General features: G+C 67.6%; 22 protein-coding genes. 7 read left to right on the top strand and 15 right to left on the bottom strand.

Going from position 1 to position 20,888, the window contains the following annotated elements; all coding sequences use genetic code 11:
- Position 1: 1 nt before the first annotated feature.
- The 3 genes from AB431_RS01600 to AB431_RS01590 all read right to left on the bottom strand — a co-directional run bounded on the left by AB431_RS01600 (position 2) and on the right by AB431_RS01590 (position 3,687).
- Positions 2 to 1,450, bottom strand: a complete 1,449-nt coding sequence (locus tag AB431_RS01600; protein WP_158423497.1) for a PE-PPE domain-containing protein — start codon at positions 1,448 to 1,450, stop codon at positions 2 to 4.
- A gap of 113 nt (positions 1,451 to 1,563) precedes the next feature.
- Positions 1,564 to 2,346 carry a DAPG hydrolase family protein gene (locus tag AB431_RS01595; protein ID WP_047328471.1) on the bottom strand — a complete coding sequence of 261 codons (783 nt, stop codon included), beginning with the start codon at positions 2,344 to 2,346 and terminating at the stop codon, positions 1,564 to 1,566.
- Positions 2,347 to 3,687 (bottom strand): FAD-binding oxidoreductase, encoded by a 1,341-nt coding sequence (locus AB431_RS01590; RefSeq protein ID WP_047328470.1) that lies wholly within the window; start codon positions 3,685 to 3,687, stop codon positions 2,347 to 2,349. It abuts the gene before it with no gap.
- Between the two features lie 104 nt (positions 3,688 to 3,791).
- Between AB431_RS01590 and AB431_RS01585 the strand changes: the two genes are divergently transcribed.
- Together AB431_RS01585 and AB431_RS01580 are read left to right on the top strand one after the other, a co-directional pair.
- Positions 3,792 to 4,538 (top strand): IclR family transcriptional regulator, encoded by a 747-nt coding sequence (locus AB431_RS01585; RefSeq protein ID WP_047332965.1) that lies wholly within the window; start codon positions 3,792 to 3,794, stop codon positions 4,536 to 4,538.
- A 66-nt stretch (positions 4,539 to 4,604) separates the two neighbouring features.
- Positions 4,605 to 6,824, top strand: coding sequence for a molybdopterin oxidoreductase family protein (locus AB431_RS01580; RefSeq protein WP_047328469.1), 2,220 nt, complete (start codon positions 4,605 to 4,607; stop codon positions 6,822 to 6,824).
- On the opposite strand, the gene AB431_RS01575 is transcribed toward AB431_RS01580, so the two are convergent.
- The 5 genes from AB431_RS01575 to AB431_RS01555 are packed head-to-tail and all read right to left on the bottom strand — an operon-like array spanning position 6,821 to position 10,649.
- Positions 6,821 to 7,435, bottom strand: a complete 615-nt coding sequence (locus tag AB431_RS01575) for a pyridoxamine 5'-phosphate oxidase family protein (RefSeq protein ID WP_047328468.1) — start codon at positions 7,433 to 7,435, stop codon at positions 6,821 to 6,823. The genes AB431_RS01580 and AB431_RS01575 overlap by 4 nt on opposite strands.
- Before the next feature lie 40 nt (positions 7,436 to 7,475).
- The gene (locus tag AB431_RS01570) at positions 7,476 to 7,973 is read right to left on the bottom strand and encodes a TIGR04338 family metallohydrolase (protein WP_047328467.1); all 498 of its coding nucleotides are present in this window, start codon (positions 7,971 to 7,973) and stop codon (positions 7,476 to 7,478) included.
- Positions 7,970 to 8,719: a DUF2786 domain-containing protein gene (locus tag AB431_RS01565; RefSeq protein WP_047328466.1), complete on the bottom strand. Its 750-nt coding sequence runs from the start codon at positions 8,717 to 8,719 to the stop codon at positions 7,970 to 7,972. Before AB431_RS01565 ends, AB431_RS01570 begins: the two co-directional genes overlap by 4 nt.
- A gap of 48 nt (positions 8,720 to 8,767) precedes the next feature.
- Entirely contained in the window at positions 8,768 to 9,808 is a 1,041-nt protein-coding gene (locus AB431_RS01560) for a hypothetical protein (protein ID WP_047328465.1), read from the bottom strand.
- Position 9,809: 1 nt separating this feature from the next.
- The gene (locus AB431_RS01555; RefSeq protein WP_047328464.1) at positions 9,810 to 10,649 is read right to left on the bottom strand and encodes an alpha/beta hydrolase; all 840 of its coding nucleotides are present in this window, start codon (positions 10,647 to 10,649) and stop codon (positions 9,810 to 9,812) included.
- Positions 10,650 to 10,732: 83 nt separating this feature from the next.
- On the opposite strand from AB431_RS01555, the gene AB431_RS01550 reads away from it, so the two are divergent.
- The gene (locus AB431_RS01550) at positions 10,733 to 11,734 is read left to right on the top strand and encodes a sigma-70 family RNA polymerase sigma factor (protein WP_235435981.1); all 1,002 of its coding nucleotides are present in this window, start codon (positions 10,733 to 10,735) and stop codon (positions 11,732 to 11,734) included.
- Here AB431_RS01550 and AB431_RS01545 read toward each other — a convergent pair.
- Genes AB431_RS01545 through AB431_RS01535 form a run of 3 tightly spaced genes read right to left on the bottom strand, consistent with a single transcriptional unit; the run spans position 11,731 to position 14,123 of the window.
- Positions 11,731 to 12,153, bottom strand: a complete 423-nt coding sequence (locus AB431_RS01545) for a nitroreductase family deazaflavin-dependent oxidoreductase (protein ID WP_047328462.1) — start codon at positions 12,151 to 12,153, stop codon at positions 11,731 to 11,733. The genes AB431_RS01550 and AB431_RS01545 overlap by 4 nt on opposite strands.
- 16 nt (positions 12,154 to 12,169) lie before the next feature.
- On the bottom strand, positions 12,170 to 13,123 hold the full coding sequence (locus AB431_RS01540) for an L-lactate dehydrogenase (protein WP_144418155.1): 954 nt from the start codon (positions 13,121 to 13,123) through the stop codon (positions 12,170 to 12,172).
- Between the two features lie 37 nt (positions 13,124 to 13,160).
- The gene (locus AB431_RS01535; protein ID WP_047328460.1) at positions 13,161 to 14,123 is read right to left on the bottom strand and encodes a hypothetical protein; all 963 of its coding nucleotides are present in this window, start codon (positions 14,121 to 14,123) and stop codon (positions 13,161 to 13,163) included.
- A gap of 485 nt (positions 14,124 to 14,608) precedes the next feature.
- Here AB431_RS01535 and AB431_RS01530 point away from each other — a divergent pair, with 485 nt between their 5' ends.
- Positions 14,609 to 15,007, top strand: a complete 399-nt coding sequence (locus AB431_RS01530; RefSeq protein WP_047332964.1) for a heme-binding protein — start codon at positions 14,609 to 14,611, stop codon at positions 15,005 to 15,007.
- Positions 15,008 to 15,133: 126 nt separating this feature from the next.
- Here AB431_RS01530 and AB431_RS01525 read toward each other — a convergent pair whose 3' ends face one another.
- The gene (locus tag AB431_RS01525) at positions 15,134 to 15,613 is read right to left on the bottom strand and encodes a MarR family winged helix-turn-helix transcriptional regulator (RefSeq protein WP_047328459.1); all 480 of its coding nucleotides are present in this window, start codon (positions 15,611 to 15,613) and stop codon (positions 15,134 to 15,136) included.
- Positions 15,614 to 15,672: 59 nt separating this feature from the next.
- Between AB431_RS01525 and AB431_RS01520 the strand changes: the two genes are divergently transcribed.
- The gene (locus tag AB431_RS01520) at positions 15,673 to 16,428 is read left to right on the top strand and encodes a pirin-like bicupin family protein (protein ID WP_047328458.1); all 756 of its coding nucleotides are present in this window, start codon (positions 15,673 to 15,675) and stop codon (positions 16,426 to 16,428) included.
- A complete protein-coding gene (locus tag AB431_RS01515) occupies positions 16,409 to 17,692 on the top strand; it encodes a sorbosone dehydrogenase family protein (protein WP_082135512.1) in 1,284 nt (427 codons plus the stop codon). The genes AB431_RS01520 and AB431_RS01515 overlap by 20 nt, the downstream gene beginning before the upstream one ends.
- Before the next feature lie 5 nt (positions 17,693 to 17,697).
- On the opposite strand, the gene AB431_RS01510 is transcribed toward AB431_RS01515, so the two are convergent.
- Positions 17,698 to 17,976: a GlsB/YeaQ/YmgE family stress response membrane protein gene (locus AB431_RS01510; protein WP_047328457.1), complete on the bottom strand. Its 279-nt coding sequence runs from the start codon at positions 17,974 to 17,976 to the stop codon at positions 17,698 to 17,700.
- Positions 17,977 to 18,254: 278 nt separating this feature from the next.
- Between AB431_RS01510 and AB431_RS01505 the strand changes: the two genes are divergently transcribed.
- Complete coding sequence (locus AB431_RS01505; RefSeq protein WP_235435980.1) at positions 18,255 to 19,289, top strand: phosphodiester glycosidase family protein; 1,035 nt, start codon at positions 18,255 to 18,257, stop codon at positions 19,287 to 19,289.
- Here AB431_RS01505 and AB431_RS01500 read toward each other — a convergent pair.
- Both AB431_RS01500 and AB431_RS01495 read right to left on the bottom strand, forming a co-directional pair.
- Positions 19,282 to 20,049: a fructosamine kinase family protein gene (locus AB431_RS01500; protein ID WP_047328455.1), complete on the bottom strand. Its 768-nt coding sequence runs from the start codon at positions 20,047 to 20,049 to the stop codon at positions 19,282 to 19,284. The genes AB431_RS01505 and AB431_RS01500 overlap by 8 nt on opposite strands.
- Before the next feature lie 9 nt (positions 20,050 to 20,058).
- A complete protein-coding gene (locus AB431_RS01495; RefSeq protein WP_047328454.1) occupies positions 20,059 to 20,883 on the bottom strand; it encodes an SDR family oxidoreductase in 825 nt (274 codons plus the stop codon).
- Positions 20,884 to 20,888 lie beyond the last annotated feature (5 nt).

The raw sequence follows: 20,888 nt of genomic DNA, 5'->3' as shown, positions 1-20,888 counted from the left end.
ACTAGCTCGCCGCCCGCTTCGACCCGCCTACACCCTTGTGGGCGGATGCCTTCGGCGCTGAGCTCTTCTTGCTCGTCGTCGAACTCGACTTCTGCGAGGGCTTGCCCGACTTGGCGCTACCGGTCGGCGCCGCCGAAGCGGCGGTCACCGTCACCGGCGGGTCCAGCACCGGCGCGTGCGGGTCCGGCACAGTGGGTGCACTGGTCGGCTTGCCGCTCAACACATCCCGGAACCCATCGACCAGTGCCTTGACCACATCTCCGGGAACGGCGGCCCACTCCTGGGGCGTCAGCGTGGCCCGCGACAGGAACGGAACATACTGCGAGGACTGGTCATACGTGCGGTTGTAGGTGCCACCCTCGCTCGGCGTCTGCACGTCGGTGTAGCCGATATTGACCAGAATCGACAGTGCCGGCTGCAGGGCGTCGGCCAGCGGTGTGCCCAGCGTGATCGGCACACCCGTCGCCTTGAAGACCTGATTGAGGATGCGCGACGGCAGCCGCAGCGGCTCCAGCAGCGGCAGGTCGTTGGGGACGAACGTGCTGTAGGTCGTGCTGGTTGTCCCGGACAGAAGCAGACCGACCAGATTTTGGATGATCGTGTCGGTGTCAATCCCCTTGATAGTTCCACCGCCGAGCAGGTAGGTGGGCAGCACGCTGGCCATCACGGAGTTCGCCAACGCGAACGGGTTCAGCGTCTCCGGGAAGTCCGACAGCGCGTCATAGCCGAGGGCGAGGTTGATGATCGCACCGTTGAGCCTGATGCCGGTGCTCGAGCCGGAACCGGCCGTGGGGCTGACCGGGTTCATTCCGAACAGATTGAAGATCGGCGCGAAGCGGGCGTACAAGCCGCCGTTGGGCGTTTCGGGGTTGCGAATCAATGCAATTGGCAGATTGGTGACGTTGGTGGCTTGTGAGCAGCCGAACCCCCCGGTGCAGGCCTGGCCAAAAGCATTGACCTTGCCGGCCGCGACCAGCGGGTCGTACCCGGGCAGCGTGTTGCCGTTGGCGCTGGACAGCATCGCCTGGTACGCCTGGATTGCAGCAGGCACGCCGGTACCGATCGCGACGAGCAGCGGTCCGGTGCCACCGGTGGCCCCCAGGTTCGGTCTGGTCGCCGTGTAGAGCAGGTACCCGCCAAACAGCGCGGAGTTGAGTACGTTGTTCAGCGCCACCGGGTCGGCCTTGGTCCAATCGAGATTGATGTCGATCGACCCGTAGACCGGAATGTTCGGGATCGAGATGCTGTCCACCCCGAGCTCGTTGATCAGCCACAGCAGCGGCCCGGTGGTGGTCGCGTCCAGGGTCAGGGCCGCATTTGCCGCGGGCGCCACCGGCTCAGTAACCGTGCCCATGGTCATCGCGACGGCCGTGGCGGCCGCTGCACTGAACAGCGCAGCCTTGCGACCCCCGGCCCGCCATCCCCGCCGGAAGTTGTTTGAAAACGCCACAGCTACCATCTGAAACCCCCGATCGCCGCCCATGAGGGCTGTGCTGCGAACATAACCCCTGAGGTCGGCGGCGGTGGCGATTTGGCGATCTCCGTCGGGAGCGGCACCCACAATCAGGATTCAGCGAACTCCGCGTAGATCTTCGGCAGGAAGCCCGCGAGATGATTCATCTCCTGCGAGCAGTGCACCAGCAGGTCGCGCGGATCCGGCAGCTGATGGGCGGCGATCGGGCGGATCACCGAGTCGGCCAACCGGTTGCCCCGGCGGACACCGATGTACGGCCCGCCCATCCAGAACCGCGACCGCATTTCCGCTCCGCCCGCAACGGCACGGACGTGGTGGACGAACCAGCCGATGTCCACCGGTACTTCACTGGAGCCCAGCCGCGCGCACACCGCGACGTCGGAGCCGAGCCGCGACGCGTCGAGTCCGAACGCCGTGGGTTCGACGAATTGGATGGCCGCCTTCGCGTACGCCGAGCCCAGGTATTCCTCGATGATCGACGTCCGCCCGACGTAGCTGCCGTCGGGGCCGCTGTCGCCCCAGTGCGCCGAGGCGTGGGCACGCGGATGCCACAACTTGTAGCGGCTGGATTCACTGCCGTGCCAGCCGAACCACCAGTCCCACATGGCCGGCGTCACGCCGGGCATGTCGGTGCGGATCGCGACGTGGAATCCGCCGCCGCGAAGCGCGCCGTAGCCGTTCTCCGTCTGCTGATATCCCGCGTCGAGAATCGTTGCGACCGAGTCGAACCCGAGCATCACCTGATCGGCCTGGGGACCGTGCTCGAGTGCGACGACAGCGTGCCGGGGCAGCTCGGCCATCTGCGGGTTGAAGTACTTGCCCCACGCGGTGTCCTTGTCCCCGGGCCGGTAACCCAGGTACGCCTCGGCCATCTAAAGCCGTCCCATCCAGCTGTGGAACCGGCCGTCAGGGTCGTACTGGGCGCGAACCTTGTCGAGCCGCACCATGTTCTCGTCGGTGACGAACTTGGCGGGCCGGCGGCCCAGATTCTCGTCGGCCAACTGGATGCCCGTCGCCAACGGTGCCATCGCTGCCATGTTGGATCGTGGCCAGTCGCCGTACTTTTCGTCGTCAGCCGGGTCCATCCAGCCGGCGTACAGCGCCAGGTATATCTCGCTCTCCAGGCTGTAGGCCATGTCTTGACGCTGGGGGGACGGGCCCCAGTTCAGCCACAGGAAGTGCGACGGGTGCGGCGGCAGCGTTTCCAGGATGCGGTGAATGCCCGGCAGCAGTTCGGCGGCCGAGGCGTTGGTCCACATGTTGTCGGCGGTGTACCGGTGGTCCTCGAGGTAGTTGCTCATCACCGCGGTGTACCAATCCGCAAGGGCCATCGGCGCATACGGGAAGGCGACGAGCGCCTTATCGACCACGGGGCATTGGTCGAGCAGGCCGAACGCCTCCTTGGCCTGCGCCTCGGTGTCGGCGAACGCCGGCGATGCCATCACGATCGCCGGCCGGTCGATGCCCGCGTTCGGCACGCTGCTGGTGGCGACGATCTGCAACTCGACCCGGCGGTCGACGTCGGCGGAGATGCCCCGCGCCCAGGTGAAGATCTCGTCGGCGAGTTCGATCGGGTAGGCGTAGAAGCTGCTGCCCAGCACCGCCGGCTTTTTGTAGAGCTTGAGGTGGAACGCGGTGACGACGGCGAAGAAGCCCGGCCCGGCGCCGCGGGCGGCCCAGTACAGATCGGGATGATGGTCAGCGTCGATGTAGATCTTGTCGCCGTCGGCGGTCACCACGTCCAGGCCGATCACGCTTTCGCAGGCCGGTCCGACCACTCTGCTGTTCCAGCCGTAGCCGCCCTGCAACAGGTAGCCGCCGATGCAGACGCCCTTGCAGTGGCCCGCCGGGAAGAACAGTCCCGCGGCGTCGAGCTCGGCGGCCAGCGCACTGCCGCCCTTGCCCGGTCCCGCGACCGCGGTCATCGTGTCGGTGTCGATGCTGGTCCGGTCCACCCGGCTCATGTCCAACAGCACCGCGCCGTCGCGCAGGTGGCTGGCCGCCCAGCTGTGGCCGCCGGATTTGATGCTGACCTGCTTGTTGTTGGCTTTGGCATAACGCAGGGCAGCGACCACGTCGTCGTCGTCCACCGCCTGGACGATGACGTCCGGATAGCGGTCCGGCACGCGCTGATTCCACACCGTGGCGCGGCGTGCGTTCTCGTAACCAGCGTCGCCACGGAAAAAATGCCGACCGTCAGGAAGTGACCCCACCGAAGCCTCCTCTGGTTCACATAGCGAATCGCTATGATCCGTATTGCGGCACAGTACCGCTGTGACCACGCCGACGGAAGGGATGTCAGGTGACTGACGCGAAAATTTCGGCGGTCGACGGCGATCGCCCCGCCAATGTGCGCGACGACGGCATTCAGGTCTTGCGTCGTGCCGCGGCCGCCCTGGACGAAATCGCGACCGCCCCGGGGCGGCTGCGCCTGGTCGACCTGCACAGCCGCCTGGGTTTGGCCAAGTCGACCGCGCGGCGCCTGCTCGTCGGTCTGGTCGAGGTGGGATTCGCGGCGGTGGACGACGACGGGCGCATCGTCCTCGGCGACCGACTGCTCGGCCTCGCCAATGCCGACGCCGCCCACATCGCATCCGCATTCCGGTCCACCCTGGAACGGGTGGCCGAGGCCACCGGGGAAACCGTCGACCTCTCGGTCTGTCGCGGCGGCCAGATGCTCTTCATCGACCAGATCGAGTCACCGCACCGGTTGCGCGCTGTGTCAGCCATCGGTGCTCGATTCACGTTGCCCGACACCGCCAACGGCAAGGCTGCGCTGGCTCTGTTCGGCGATGACGACGTCGACCAGGCGCTCGCCGTCCTGGAACCGGCCGAGGCGATGCGGGTGCGGGCCGAGATCCGTGCCATTCGCACGCAGCGGGTCGCGTTCGACCGCGACGAGCACACGGCCGGCATCTCCGCCGCCGGGATAGCGGGCCGCACGCCGGGCGGCAACATCGTCGCGATCTCGGTGCCCGCCCCCACCGACCGGTTCAACGCCCATTCCGAGCGCATCGTCGCCGCACTGCACGCGGCCCTGGAATCACCGGTCTGGAACAGCTGAGACCAAATCTGACCATCCGGTTGGTTGGGCTTGCCTCCGAGTCGGCCGCAGAGCACAGTGACATCCATGAGTCGCACCGCTTTGCGTATCTGCCCGCTGTGCGAGGCCACCTGCGGGATGGTCCTCACCATCGACGAGGACCGGGTCAGTGCCGCACGCGGCGATCGCGAGGACGTCTTCAGTCACGGCTTCATCTGCCCCAAGGGTGCCAGCTTTCCGGAACTGGACAACGATCCCGACCGGCTGCAGAACCCGATGGTGCGCCGTAACGGCGAGCTGCTCGAGACCACCTGGGCAGAGGCGTTCGCCGCGGCAGCCGACGGACTGCAACGCGTCATCGGCGACGCCGGCGGCTCGTCGGTCGGGGTGTATCTGGGCAACCCGAACGCGCACACCATCGCCGGCTCGCTGTACGGTCCAGTCGTCATCAAGTCCCTCGGCACCCGGCAGGTGTACTCGGCCAGCACGCTGGACCAGATGCCCAAGCACGTTTCCTGCGGCTACCTGTTCGGCAACCCCGTAGCGTTCACGCTTCCCGACCTCGACCGCACCGACTACCTCGTCGTGATCGGCGCAAATCCCCTCGTGTCCAACGGATCTCTGGCCACCGCCGCCGATTTCCCCGGCAAGCTGAAGGCGCTGCGCCGCCGCGGCGGCACGCTGGTGGTGATCGACCCCAACCGGACCCGCACCGCGGAGCTGGCCGACCGCCACATCGCGCCCCGGCCCGGCACCGACGCCGCGTTGCTGTTCGCGGTCGCGCACGTACTGTTCGACGAGGATCTGGTGGACCTGGGCCGGCTGGCCGACCATGTCAGCGGGCTGGAGCGCGTGCGGGCCGCGGCACGAGACTTCCCGCCAGAGGCGGTGGCCGAGCACTGCGGGGTCGACGCCGACGAAATAAGAACGCTGGCAAGGGAACTCGCCGCCGCACCGAGTGCGGCGGTCTATGGCCGCATCGGCACCTCGACCGTCGGGTTCGGCACGCTGACGAGCTGGCTCGTCGACGTGGTGAACATTCTGACCGGAAATCTGGACCGGCCGGGCGGGGTGATGTTCGCCAGTTCGCCGATCGCCGGGGCCCCGCGGCCACCGCGTCCCGGCCGGGGTTTCGCTACCGGTCGCTGGCGCAGCCGGGTGTCCGGTCACGGCGAGGCGCTGTCCGAACTGCCCGCGGTCGCGCTGGCCGAAGAAATCGAGACACCCGGCGAGGGACAGATCCGGGCGTTGATCACGATCGCAGGCAACCCGGTGCTGTCCGCGCCCGACGGCGCCCGACTCTCCGATGCCCTGGACGGCGTCGGATTCATGGTGTCGGTGGACCCGTACCTCAACGAGACGACGCGGCATGCCGACGTCATCCTGCCGCCGCCTCCGCCTTCTCGCGCAGCGCATTACGACCTCGCGCTCAGCGGGGCCGCGGTGCGCAATAACGCCAGGTACTCCCCGCCGGTGCTGCCATTGGCCGACGGCCGGCCCGACGAGTGCGAGATCCTCGCCCGGCTGGCGCTGATCGTGCTCGGGATGGGTCCCGAAGCCGACCCGAAGCTGGTCGACGACCAGGTCATCGCGACAACGCTGGGCAAGGAAGTCGCCGACGAGCACTCCCCCGTCGCGGGCCGGTCCGTCGAGGAACTGACCGAGATGCTGCCCGACGGTCGCGGCTACGAGCGGCGCCTGGACATGATGCTGCGGCTCGGCCCGTTCGGCGACGGCTTCGGCACCGACCCGGACGGCCTGACCCTGCAGAAGCTGAAAGACCAGCCGCACGGCGTGGACCTCGGGCCGCTGACACCGCGAATTCCCGAAGTGCTCCGAACTCCTTCGGGCACAATCGAATTGGACCCGGAGCCGATCCTCGCCGACATCCCGCGCTTGCACGCGGCGCTGACCTCGGAGCCGGGGTTCCTGCTGATCGGCCGCCGGCACCTCCGGTCCAACAACAGCTGGATGCACAACCTGCCTGCGCTGTCCGGCGGCAGCAACCGCTGCACACTGCAGATCCACCCGGACGACGCCGCACGGCTGGGTCTCGAGGAGATGGCCGTCGTCACCGGCCCGGGCGGCAAACTTGAAGTGCCCGTGGAGATCACCGACGCGATCCGGCCCGGCGTGGTGTCATTACCACACGGGTGGGGTCACACCGAGCCGGGCACTCGCATGCGGGTGGCCGCGCAGCACCCGGGTGTCAACGTCAACAACCTCAACGACGGCACGCTGCTGGATCCGTTGTCGGGCACCGCGGTACTGAACGCACTACCGGTCGAGGTGGCCCCGGCCGGCTAGTAGAGCACCTTGCGGATGTTGTCCTCGCAGTAGCGCTCCTCGAGCTCGGCGTCGGTCCAGTCGTAGCGCAGCGCCTTGGCCAGCTGCGCCACGCTGGGCAGCGCGGTCGGATTCCACGTCTCGGGTTTCCAGGTGTCCGAGCGCAAGAACGCCTTGGAGCAGTGGAAGAACACCTCCTCGACGGCCACCTCGAGCGCCAGCAGCGGCCGTTTGCCCTTCACGGCCATGGCATCGAAGTAGTCGGCGTCGGCGAGGATGCGGGCCCGTCCGTTGACCCGCAGCGTGTCGCCGCGACCCGGGATCACGAACAGGGTGCCGACCTGCGGGCGCTGCAGCACGTTGAGGTAACCGTCGACCCGCTTGTTGCCCGGGCGATCGGGAATCGCGAACGTTCGGTCGTCGAGGATGTGGACGAATCCGGCCGGATCACCTTTCGGTGAAACATCAATGCGGCCTTGGGCATCGGTGGTGGCGACGAACGCCAGCGGGGAGTGCGCCAGCCAGTCACGCTGCACGGCGGTGAGCCGGTCCTTGACCTTGTTGGCGACGTAGTGGTCGGGTTCGCCCACCACCTCCCGGAGCTCGGCGACGGTCGTCACTGCACGTTCCATCGCTCGAGTATCCTCCGCCGCGGTGCGAACTTCGAGTGAGTTATCGCACGCCTTCCTTGGTGTAGACCACCCGCAGCACATGGCCGACCTCCGGGCCCATCACCACGACGGCCAGCTCGCACAACGTCGCGACGAAGTCGGGGCCATGGGCGGGTCCCTCGGGCGTCAGGTGGTGGGCGATCTCGTGGAGCAGGACCAGCTCACGCATGGCCCAGTCCGCGGACGGCCGGTCGGGGACAGCGATAACCCCAGTGCCGCGGACATTTTCGTAATGCGCGGCGGTCGCGGCCCGGCGGGCTCGCACGCTCAGCGGTCCCGGCGCAGGCCATCGGGCGGTCACCGCGGGCAATGCGAGCACGTCGTCTACGTAGCGCTGCACCGACGGTATCGACGCGAACCGGCCCTCCGGCGGCAACGTGAGCTGTGTACCGAAGAATTCGATGGTGCGTGAACTGTGTTGGGCAGCACGGTCGAAGAGCATCCGGACGAACTCCTCGGCCGCGTAGACGCGGGAACGTTGGCCGTCGCGCGCCGTCACCGCGGCAGCCGGGTCCGCGCCCCCGGCAACTCCGGGCTGGAACCCAGCCGGGCTTGCTTGCCGGCTCGGTCCCCGGCCCGCCGGGCGGCCGACGAATAGCCCGCGGAAGCGCGACTGGCCTGCCAGGTGCCGCGCGCCTTCGACGTCTGCCGGTAGTGTTCGCGCAGTTCGAGTTCCTTGTTACGCAGGGCGATTGCCGTTCCGGGCGCAGTCTTGCGATCCCTGGTGGCCTCGTGGCGGGCCTCTTCCCGCGCCTGCGCCAGACGTTGGGCGACGCGGGCACCGAAGGCCAGCTGGAAATTCAGCCGCGCGGTGATCGTCGGCGTCGGCTTGTGCGCACCGGTGGCGAGGTAGGCGTCACACGAGCGCACCATCTGCACCACCAGGCTCGCGTAGAGGGCGTGGCTGGCATCGATGTCTTCGGCGAACCCGTAGGCGTAGACGAAAGCCGAGTTCGAGGCCACGTCGCACTGCACGTCGTTGGCCGCGGCGATGCCGGCGAACAGCTGCACGTAGGTGCGCAGCCCGCGAGCGCCGGCCTCACCGATGGTGATCGTGCGCTGGGTCGGCGCCTGCGCGGCGGTGCGGGTGGCCGAATGCGCCCGTGCGACGGCCAGATCGATCGAGGTGGCCGTGGCCAGCCGCTGGGCGGCGGCCATGAATGCCTCGGCCTCGTGAGCGTTGTCGGTGCCCTCGGCTTGGCGCAGCAGCGCGGCGATCCGCGCCAGCATCTTGTCGTCGGTCACGTCTGGCAACCTAGCCGAGCCGCACGACATCGGTGTGCCGGCACGGTGTCAGCTGTTGACGAACCCGTTCAGCGCCGCGGTCAGCTGCGGGGACAGCGGCGCCGGCTTCGAGTAGTTGCCGACGTTGTCGGTCGGGTCGTCGCGCAGCACGTGATTGACACCCTTGAGCGTGACCAGCGATAACGACGTGCGGTCCAACGCGTCCACCAGTGGCTTGATGTCAGCGCAGTTGGCCTGGCCGTCGGAGTCCGAACACGTCACCAGCACCGGTGTTCCGGCGGGAATGGCGGCCGCCAGTTTCAGCGGGTCGATGGCGTCGGACTCGACGACGGCCTTGACGTTGCCAGGGTTGAGGATCGCACTCAGCCCGTCGGGCAGCTTGGCGGGCACCGTCGTGGTGGTGCGCGCCTGTGCGACGGCGGCGTTCCACTCCGCGATCGTCTGGTCGGCCTGCGCCTGCGTTTTCTGGCCGCCCTTGACCGCGGCTGCCACGTCGTTCCTCACCCGGTTTGTGATGAGGTCGAGGTAACGGCCCGCCAGCGGCTGCAGCAGACCGAGGGAATGGATCTTGGGCGCGCCGGCGGAGGTGTCGTCGGCCAGCGACATCGCGTGGACGGTGCCCTCGCCGAGCGCGTACACCGAAATGCGGTTCTTGTCGGTGCCTGCTTCGCCGGCCAGGAAACGCACGGCGGCCTTCGCCCCGGCGGTGTAGACGGCGCTGCCCACGTCGGCCGGGTGGCGGGCGTAGGGACCGAGCCCGGTCTTCCCCGTGCCGACCTTGTCGTAGCGCAGCGAGGCCACCCCATGGTCGGACAGGTACTCGGCGAGCTGACGCATGTTGCCGATCGGCCCGGCGACGTTGTTGTCGCCGTTGCGGTCGGTGCGCCCGCTCTCCGAGATCAGCAGTGCCGCTGGCCCCTGCTGGTCACCGTGCTGGTGACGGTAGGTGCCGTGCACGGTCAGCCCGTCGGCGTCGAATGTCACCTCGTCTTCGACCCAGGTGTTCGGCGATTCATGGGGCGAGCAGCCCGCGACGAGCGCCAGCGCCAGCGCCGCCACGGCGAGGCGACGTTGCCATCTCACTGCCATCTCACAGCCTGGCCTCGATCCAGGCGGTCACGTCGTCGAGCACCCGCTCGCGCTCCGGCTCGTTGAACACCTCGTGGTAGAGCCCGGGATAGATCTTGAGGTGCACGTCGGACGATCCCACGCAGTCCACCAGCAGCCGGCTTCCGGAAGCGGGCACCAGCGAGTCCTCCTCGCCGTGCACCACCAGCAGCGGCTTGGTGAGCTGGCGCGCCTTCTGCGGCATGCTCTCGCCGACCGTCACCAGCGCCTTGGCGATACCGGCCGGAACCTTGCCGTGCCACACCAGCGGGTCGGCGTTGTAGGCGGCCACCACCGCGGGATCGCGGGAGACGGCGTTGGAGTCGAGGTCCTCGACCGGCAGGTCCGGCAGCAGGGAGCCGACGGCCTTGCCGAGCAGCAGCTTCCCCCGCGACACCCCCGTCTGGGCGGCGACGGCCGGCCCGGACAGCACCATCAGGTCGAAGTCGTCTTGATGGTCGACGCCGTAAGCGAAGACGATGCCGCCACCCATGCTGTGGCCGAGCACGATTCGCGTGCACCCCGGGTGTTCGGACGTGGCAATCTTGACCAGAGTGCCGAAGTCGCCGGTGTACTCGTCGATCGACTTCACCCGGACGCGCTTGCCGCCGGAGCGCCCGTGACCGCGGTGGTCGAGCGCATAGGTGATCAGCCCGGCCTCGCCGAACCGTTCCACGACGTGGTCGTAGCGGCGGGCGTGCTCGCCGAGGCCGTGGGAGAGCACGACGATGCCGCGCGGCTCGGTGTCCGGTGTCCACACGTCATAGACGATGCGGACGCCGCCGACTCCGTCGAAGGTCCGCTCGTTACGTGTTGTGACCATCAGGGGAGCCTAACCGGGCTAGGCATCGCAGGTTGTCGGTGCTCGTGCGTAAGCTCGGCACTGTGAGCGTGCTCGCACATACGTTGGATGACGGGCGGAGCCCGAGGCGGCTTGACGACGGGCTCGACCCCAGCCGGGGCGATTTCCTGGCGCAGGCCGAGCCGTACCGGCGCGAATTGTTGGCACACTGCTACCGGATGACCGGCTCGCTACACGACGCCGAAGACCTGGTTCAGGAAACCTTCCTGCGGGCGTGGAAGTCCTATGACCGCTTCGAGGGCAAGTCGTCCGTGCGCACCTGGCTGCACCGCATCGCCACCAATACCTCGCTGACCGCGCTGGAGGGTAGGCAGCGCCGGCCACTGCCGACGGGACTGGGTGCACCGAGCTCGCACCCGAACGACGAACTCGTCGAACGCGGCGAGGTGCCCTGGCTGGAGCCGTTGCCCGACGACGCATCCGATCCGTCGGTGATCGTCGGGTCACGGGAGTCGGTCCGGCTGGCTTTCGTTGCCGCACTTCAACATCTATCGCCCCGGCAGCGCGCGGTACTACTTCTGCGGGATGTGCTGCAATGGCGGGCTGCCGAGGTGGCCGAGGCCATCGACACCTCCGTCGCCGCCGTCAACAGCCTGTTGCAGCGGGCCCGCGCCCAGCTCGAGGCCGTCGGCCCAAGCCAGGACGACGAACTCACGCCGCCGGATTCGGATGAGGCGCGCGAACTGCTTGCCCGCTACATCTCGGCGTTCGAGGACTACGACATCGATCGGCTGGTGGAAATGTTCACCGCCGAGGCGATTTGGGAGATGCCGCCGTTCGACGGCTGGTATCAGGGCGGCCCGAACATAGGTGCACTGATCCACCAGAACTGCCCGGCCAATCACGCCGGCGATATGCGGCTACTGCCGCTGACCGCCAACGGCCAGCCGGCCGCGGCGATGTACATGCGCCTGCCTGAAACCGGCGGCCGGCATGTGCCGTTCCAGCTGCACGTCCTGGACCTGCGCGCCGACGGAATCTCGCACGTGGTGGCATTCCTGGACACCAGCGTGTTCGCGAAATTCGGCCTGCCCGAGGTGCTTTAGCCCGAAGACCGCTGCAGCTCGACCACCGGGATGATCCGCGACGTGCTCTTCTGGTAGTCCCCGAACTGGGGTTGCGCGGCGACCTGCTTGGCGTAGATCTCGTCGCGTTCGGCTCCGTCCAGCACCCGCGCGGTGACGGGCATGGTCTCGGTTCCCAACTCGACGGTCGTCTCGGGGTGGGCGAGAAGGTTGTGGAACCAATCCGGGTTGGTATCCGCGCCGGCCTTGCTGGCGAAGATGAAGATCCGGCCGTCCTCCAGGTACGGCACCAGCGGCGTGATCCGTTCGGTTCCCGACTTTGCTCCGAAGTGGTGCACCAGTACCAGCGGCTTGCCTTCGAACATGCCGCCGGCCTTGCCTCCGTTGGCCCGGAACTCGTCGATGACCTTCTGGTTCATCTCGTTGAAGTTGGCTGTCATGACTTCACCGTAGCCGCTACAGCCCGAGTGACCGCTGGGCTTGGCGCAGCGTTGATGCCGACGCCTGCAAGCCGAGGAGTTCGGGCACCGCGAGCGGAACCTGCAGCACCTCGCCTGCGCCGGCGGCAGACACGACGGTCGGCAATGACAGTGCCACATCGGTGATTTCGTATGCGCCCTGTTGGACTGTCGAGATCGGCAGCACCCGATGCTGGTCACCGAGCACCGCTTCGACGATCCGCGCCGTGGACAGGCCGATCGCGAGATTCGTTGCACCCTTGCCCTCGATGATTTCGTAGGCGGCGTTGACCACCGCGGCCGAGATGGCCGCCTGAGTGGCCTCGTCGAAGACGGCCGAACCGTCACGGCGGAAGTGCCCGGCCGGCACACCGCCGACCGAGACACTCGACCACAGCGACATTTCGGAGTCGCCGTGCTCTCCGACGATCAAGCCGTGCACATTGCCGACGGCAAGCTCCGCGCGCTGGGCGATCAGATAACGAAACCGGCTGCTGTCCAATACCGTTCCCGATCCGAAGATGTGCCCGGACGGTGCGTCGACGGACTGGGCGGCGGCGTAGGTGACGACGTCGACGGGGTTGGTGACGAACACGATCACCGCGTGCGGGGACAGTTCCAGGAGTTGCGGCGTGAGTTCCTGCGCCATGGCCACATTCGTAGCGGCCAACTCCAGCCGGCTCTGCCCGGGATGTTGTTTGGCGCCGGCGGTGACCACGACGACCGCCGAACCGGCGGTGACATCGATCTGGTCGGAACCGATCACTGTGCAGTGCGGCACGAACTGACTGCCGTGGTTGAGGTCGAGCACCTCGGCCCGCACCTTCTTCAGGTTGCTGTCGTAGAGCGCCAAAACGCCTGCCGATCCGCGGATCAGGCAGGCGTAGGCGATAGCGGTGCCGACGCTACCGGCCCCGATGATGGCCACTTTGCGGTTCCGGTGTTCGGACACCTCACCATCATCGGGTACGGCGCGCGGCTCCGTCACATCAGTCGATACCGACGATCTCCTGCGCGATGGCGGCCACCCGGGTCTGGGCGGCGGACACCAGCCGCTGGCGATTCTTGTTGGCCTCTTCGTAGGCGATGATCGACCGGATGTCGGCCGGATCGTCGAGTTCCTTCACCGCGGCAACGGCCTCGTTGAGATTCAGCTCGTCATAACCGGCGATGGGCAGTTCCTCCGACGTCAGGATGCCGGTGGAGCTACGCAGCGAGTGGATCGCGTCGGCGGCGCCGTCCGCGCCCTCGCGACGGGCCACCTTCTCAGCGGTCTCCAGGGCCGCGTCCCGCGCGCCGGCAGCGGCCTTGACGGCCACCTCACCGGCATGGGCACCGCGGTTGACCAGCTGATCCACCGCAGGCCGGGTGTTACGCAGGGCCTCCAGCGCGCGGTCGATGCCGCGGACCGAGGAGATCACCGGCCAATTGGCCACGCGAACGGTCAGACCGGTGAGGATCTGCAGCGGCGTGCGCCGCAGAGCGGCCGGGCCGCCGAGCGCGTCCTCGGCCAGCACAGTGGTCAGCCAGTCGACGGTCGCCGAGTGCGCCGTGATCAGGCGGTTGGCCAAGCTCTCGATCTCCGGCTGACGCGCGGAAACGGCCAGCGCCTTGACGTAACGGGCACGGTCGAGCAGCTGGCCCTCGAGAGCCAGGTCCCCCAGCAGTGCCTCGTCGAACGGCTGCGCCTGCTCGGTGAGAGCCTTGACGGCAGCGGCGGCACGGCCGAAGAACGGGCCGATGACGTCCGGGAAACCCCCGAGGTCGCGGATTGCATTCTCGATGGCCACGGCGCGCTGGCGACCGTTGGCGGCGTTCTGGGTGAGCTCGGTACGCACCGCGTCGGTGCGAGCCTGCGCCACGCGGGTCTCGGCGATCTGGACCTCGGTATTGGTCAGGTCGAGAAGCGCTCGCAGCTGCGCGAGCAGAGTAGTGGTGTCGGGTGTAGTCATGGGTTTTCCCCTCGTGCGTTGACGGATTTCGGGTCGGCGCGGGGTTAGCACCTCGTAGTGCCATCTACCCGATCCCGGCGATCGGTATGCGTTTTCTTTCGTGCCGAGAGTCGTTCTGCAATCCATCTCACAGTGCGCGACGCCTCGACCAGGTAAATGCTGAAAACCGCCGACAATTTCCAAACCCGTCAATTGCCTTCATGATTCGCCAGGGCACAGCACTGATTTGCGGGCGTCACAGTTCCATAACACCGATTATCACGATCAGTTAAGAGACCGCCGTGGTGTTTAAGGGTTCTCAGGACGCCCTTGGCGCCGACGGGGTCATAGCGGCCCGATTGAGAGCCATCTCACCGGATTGTGCTGTAACACTTCGTTTTTCGTCCAACCTTGCGTGCGGCATCCGGGTTTGCCGGCAAACCTCATGGGTACTTTGGGTTTCAGGACGGGGGAATCATCACCAAGACTCGGAAAGAGAAGTGATCATGAAGTTCAGCGGTATCGCGTCGAGTAAGGGGGTCGCGGCCGTGGGTGCCGGCGTGCTCATGGGAGGCATGGCGGTGGCCACACTGGCCGCGCCGATGGCCTCGGCAGCCCCGGATTGCAGCAGCGCCGGAGTTGCCAACACCGTCAGCTCGGTGACCGGTTCGGCCAACCAGTACCTGGACGGCCATCCCGGCGCCAAGCAGGTCTTGACGGCGGCCTACGGCCAGCCGCGTCCGCAGGCCGAATCCAATGTGCGGGGCTACTTCACCGCCAACCCCGGTGAGTACTACGAACTGCGTGGAATCCTGGCACCGATCGGTGACACCCAGCGCGCATGCAGCGTCACCGTGCTCCCGCCGAATCTGGCGTCGGCCTATGAGGCGTTCATGGCCGGCTGATCCAGCTGGTTGATGTCGAGATAGAACTCAGAGTGAAGATCTTTCGAAAAGTTCGCTCTCAGTTCTGAATCGACGCAATACACCAACAATCCGCCGCCACGGCCCGTGCTGTGGCGGCGGATTGCGTTATTCAGCCAGCCGGTTCAACGCCATGGTGATCACCGCGTCGAAGTCGCGCAACTGCGTCGCCGTCACCCCGTCGAACAACACCGAACGCACCAGCGCGACGTGGTCGGGTGCCGCCGTGCGCAGCGCGTCGCTCCCGGCGGCGGTGATCTCGACGGTGGCGCCCCGCCGGTCGTTCTCGCTGCCGTGGCGCAGCAGCAGGCCGCGACCGCGCATCCGGGTCAGCTGATGAGAAAGCCTGCTCTGCTCCCACCCCAGTGCGGCGGCCAGTTCGAGCACTCGAGTGGGACCCCGTTCTGAAAGCGCTACCAGCACCTCGTAATCGGCAAGAGACAGCCCGCACCGCGCCTGCAGCCGGCGGTTCATCGCGGCCTGCAGCCGACCGCTCAACGCCAGGTAGTTGCGCCAGATTCGCTGTTGGTCGTCGGTCAACCAGCGCTGGGCCACCGCTCCACCATAGCGGAATATATGACACGTCATACATGTTGTCGCTGGCAAGTCGGCCACCTAGGCTGGCAAGGATCCCAAGGGGTGATGACATGGCCGCAACCGTCGACATCAGACGTGCCGCCGACCGGGCCGCGACGAAGATCGACTGGCTTGATTCCAAGCACTCGTTTTCGTTCGGCCACCACTACGAGCCCGACAACACCCACCACGGCCTGCTGCTGGTGAACAACGACGACATCGTCAAACCCGGCACGGGGTTCGACACCCACCCGCACCGCGATATGGAGATCGTCACCTGGGTGCTGCAGGGATCGCTGGTCCACCAGGACTCCACCGGCAACTCCGGCGTGATCTACCCCGGACTGGCCCAGCGGATGTCGGCAGGCCGCGGCATCCTGCACTCCGAGAAGAACGACTCGTGGACCCTGACCGGCAACGAAACACACAGTGAGCCAGTGCATTTCGTCCAGATGTGGGTGGTCCCTGACGAATCCGGTATCGACCCGGGCTACCAGCAGCTGGAGATCGACGACGAGCTGCTGCGCGGCGGACTGGTGACGATCGCCTCCGGCATGCCCGAGCACAAAGACCAGACCGCGATCGCGATCCGCAACCGGTTTGCGGCACTGCATGGCGCCCGGCTGCAGGCCGGTGAGGCCGTCGAGCTGCCCGAGGCGCCCTATCTGCACCTGTTCGTTCCGCGCGGCGAGGTGACGCTCGAGGGCGCGGGCACGCTCTCCGCGGGCGACGCAGTGCGGTTCACCGCCGCCGGCGGTCAGAAGGTGACCGCCACCTCGCCCTCGGAGATCCTCGTATGGGAGATGCATGCCGGGCTGGCGGGCTAAGGCCGCCTGCGCCGCTGTCACGGTGCTGACGGCGGCGTGTGGGCATCCCGCGCCGCCGGCTCCCCCGGCATCGGCGCCGGCCGGCCTGGCGCCGGTCCCCGTCGCGGTGCCGGCCGAACTCGGCGGCACGCCGTTCGACATGCCCCGCCGGGCCCTCGTACCACCGGGCTGGACCATGGCGGTCTGGGCCCGCGTCCCTAAGGCGAGGCTGGCGGCGTGGGCGCCGGATGGGGCGTTGCTGGTCTCGGTGCCGGCCGCGGGCCGGGTGCTGCGACTGGTCCCCGCCCGACCTCGACCGCAACAATCGGTGTTGCTCGACGGGCTGGATCAGCCACATGGCCTCGCCTTCGACGGCGGCACGCTCTATGTCGCCGAAAGCGATGAGGTCGATGCATTCGACTATCGCGGGTCGGTGGCCGATGGCCGCCGGGTCGTCGCCGGGGGGCTGCCCGACGATCGCAGTCCTGAACTCGGGGGCGCGTACGCGCATGCCCTCAAGAGCGTCGCCGTCGGCCGGGACGGCGCCGTCTACTTCTCGATCGGCTCCACCGGCAACATCACCGCCGACGACAGGACGGCCGAACCGCCCCGCGCCACCATCATGCGGATTCCGCCCGAGGGTGGTCCGGCGCGCCCCTTCGCCACCGGTGTCCGCAACGGCACCGGACTGGCCGTCGCTCCCGACGGCGCAGTGTGGACGGCGGTCAACAACCGCGACCAAGTCCCCGACCCGCGGCCCGGGCCGTCGTACGGGAGGATCACCGACTACGTCAACGACAACCCACCCGAGTCGGTCGCCCGGTTGACACCGGGGCGCGAACTCGGTTGGCCCTACTGCAATCCCGACGTCGGCGACGGACCGGCGTTCGTGCGCGATGTCCAGACCAATGCCGACGGCAGCAAGCTCGACTGCGCGGCGCTGCCGCCGGTCGAGCAGACGCTCGGGGCGCATTCGGCGCCGCTGGGGTTGAGCTTCACCACCGGCGCGCTGCCCCCACCATACGACTCCGGCGCCCTGGCCGGGGTACACGGCTCATGGAACCGCACCCCGGCAAGAGCGCCGGAGGTTTCGTTCTTCGCTTGGGACGCAGGGTCGTTGGCTTCAACTCTGGGCCCGCAGCGGACCTTGGTCGGAGGATTCCAGGACCAGGATGGTTCGCGCTGGGGGCGTCCCGTCGCGGCCGTAGCGGGCCCGGACGGCGCGGTGTACATCACCGACGACTATGCCGGTGCGGTGTATCGCCTTGCGCCGCCGGGCCGCTGACGGTTCTAGTGGTGGACTCGGTTGCTGCGTCCGGTGATCGCAACGTAGATGGCGATCAGCACTGCGGCGACGACGATACCGACCAAGAACGGGATGATCGCGAAGCCACCGTTGGAGTTGGAATAGCCAACCTGGTAGGCGATCCACGATCCCAGGAAGGACCCGACGGCACCGAGCAGGATCGTCATGATGACGCCGATGTTCTGCTTACCGGGCATAACCAGTCGCGCCAGCGCGCCGACAATCAGGCCGACGACGATGGCTCCGATAATCGTTCCGATCATTGCTGCTCCTCATGTTCCGGCGGGCCCAGGCGGGCACCGCGCCAAGCAGTGATTCCCCACTCACAGCGCGGATAACCATTCGCTGACAAAATCTGCTCTCCGGAAAATCATCGTGGCTGGTCGTGACGGCGCCGGTGCGCAACCGTCGTGCGACCGTTACCAAAGTTGACTGTGTGGCTGCTGAGAATAGAGATGACCGTGCCGTAGTGCATCGACATCATGAGAGGGCAACAGTGCCAACCATCGCCGCAGCGTTGCGCCGCCTGGCCGCGGCCAGCATGGCCGCGGTGAGCTGCCTGACACTGGCGGCCACCACCGGCATGCCCGTCGCGTCCGCCGACGGCCGCGCGCAACTGGCCCAGGCGATCGCCACCACGCGCGGCAGCTACCTGGTTTACAACTTCGGAAGCGGCTTTCCCGCACCGATGCTCAGCGCCGGTGGCAACTGGTACGAGCTGACCAACGGCGGCCACCTGATGATCATCAAGGCCGCATCCAGCCGGTTGACCCCCCGACTCCTGGTCGACAGCCACAGCGGCTATCAGGCCCGGTGCGAACGGACGCCCGGCACGCGCACCCGTGAGGGTCTGGTGCAGGCGTCGGAGACCTACACCCCGCTGCAGGCGTGGCAGGCACTCGGGCAGCCGACAATCGCGGTCAACGCCAACTTCTTCGATGTCCGTGGGCAGCAAGCCGGTTCGTGGAAATCGACGGGCTGCAGTTCGCCGCTGGGCGCCTACGTCGACAGCACGCAGGGACAGGGCAGGGCCAACGCGGCGGTGACCGGGACCATCGCCTACGCCGGCAAGCAGGCACTGTCCGGCGGCGACGAGGTGTGGACCGCGTTGAGCACGATGATCCTGCCCGTCGCCGGCGCGCCGTTCGTCGTGGCACCGAAGTCGCCGGACGACTACGACGCCGCGACCCCGGTGATCCAGGGGCTGCTCGACAAGGGCACCCGGTTCGTGGCGGTCAGCGGGCTGGGGCTACTGGCGCCGGGCGACACCGGGCAGATGAACGACGGCGGACCGAGCGCAGCACGCACCGCCCTGGCCTATGCCAGGGACAAGGACGAGATGTATGTCTTCCAAGGTGGCAGCTACACCCCGGATCAGATCCAGGATCTGTTCCGCGGCCTGGGCAGCGACACGGCGATCCTGCTCGACGGCGGCGGCTCGTCGGCGATCGTGCTTCGGCGCGACACCGGCGGGATGTGGGCGGGCGCCGGTGTGCCGAGGGGTTCCTGCGACACGATGGCTGTGCTGTGCGACTCCCGTGAGCGTGCGCTTCCCGCCTGGCTCGGATTCAACTGATTTCCATGGCCGTTCGCGCAGCACGCACCGTCTGGGCGGCATAGCCCGCGCCGAACAGGGCGACGTGCGCCAGCAACGGATAGAGCTGGTGCAGCGGGATGCGGTCGCGCCATCCCTCGCCAAGCGGGTGCATGCTCTGATATCCGGCATAGACGGACTCCAGGTGCGGGCAGCCGAACAACGCCAGCATCGCGAGGTCGGTTTCGCGATGCCCGCCGTGCGCGGCGGGGTCGATGAGCACCGCACCGGAATCGGTCCACATCACGTTTCCGCTCCACAGGTCACCGTGTAGGCGGGCGGGGGCATCGTCGTCGTCGAAATCGCCTCGCCGACAACGCTCTACGACGCCGTCGATCAACCTGCGCCCGGCCGGGCCGATACCGGTGGCCAGTTTCAGCATCGGCGTCAGCCGTTCGTCGGCGTAAAAGCCGCCCCAGCGGGGATGAACGGTCAGGCTCATCGCCAGCGGATGATCGAGGGGGCCGAAGAATCCCGCGCCGTGCCAGCCCGGTGGCGCGGCGCCGAAGCCCGCTGCCCCGGCGTCGTGCGTGATCGCCAGCCGCCGCCCGAAGGTTTCGGCGGCCTCCTCGCTCGGCGGCGCGGAGCGCAGCCGCTCCAATGTCAGGCTGGTGTCGTCGTACCGGAGCACCCTCGCACACGGCACCCCGCCCGGCGCACTCGCCAGCCATCTCAAACCTGCTGCCTCACAGGCGAAGAAGCCGGGCGGCGCAGCAGTGTTCCGTTTGACGAACTCAGCCATGCGAACCGATCAGGGCTGGCCGAACACCCTGCGCAGGAGCGCATCCCGCGCGCGGGTGGGCAGCTTCGTCATCAGAGACATCTGCACTGTGGTGGCCAGCCCCACGGGGTATCGCGCCCGCGGCCTGCGAGCGGTGAGCGCCTCGAGCACCACCTTGGCCACCTTCTCCGGATCCACCGCGAGGCGCTGTGACATCGGAATCGCTTTCCGCATACCCGCAATGTGTCTGGTGTAGAGCGCGCGGTGCCGCGGTGACAGCGCGGCTTCCATCTCGACGACGCTCTGGTCGGCATTGCGCCACAGGTCGGTGTCGGTCTGAGCCGGCTGGACCACGCTCACCGCGATGTGCCAGGGCCGCAATTCGACTCGCAACGCGTCGGCCGCCGCCTCGAGCGCGAACTTCGACGCACTGTAGGCACCCATCATCGGTGCCGAAAGCTGGCCGTTCACACTGGAAATGAACACGACCCGACCGCGCGACTCGCGCAGCAGCGGAAGCACCGCCTGGGTGACGGCGAGTTGGCCGACGACATTGACTTCCAGCTGCTGCCGAATCTCAGCCGGTGTGAGGCCTTCCAGCGGGCCGCTGACGGCGATCCCGGCATTGTTGACCACCGCGTCGAGTCGGTCGGGCAACGCGTCGGGAAGGGCGGCAACCTGCGCCTCGTCGGTGACGTCCAGCATGACGGCGCTGACTCTCGGCAGTTCCGACAACGCGTCGGCGTCAGCGGCCGAGCGAACCCCGCCGACGACATCCCAGCCGGCAGCGGCCAGGTGATTCACGATCGATCTGCCGATTCCCCGGGCTGCGCCGGTGACCAGGACAGTAGGCATACGCG

The sequence above is a fragment of the Mycobacterium sp. EPa45 genome (genome assembly GCF_001021385.1).
GTDB lineage: Bacteria > Actinomycetota > Actinomycetes > Mycobacteriales > Mycobacteriaceae > Mycobacterium.
Note: the sequence above shows the minus strand (reverse complement) of the source record. Positions and strands in the feature narration are given on the sequence as shown.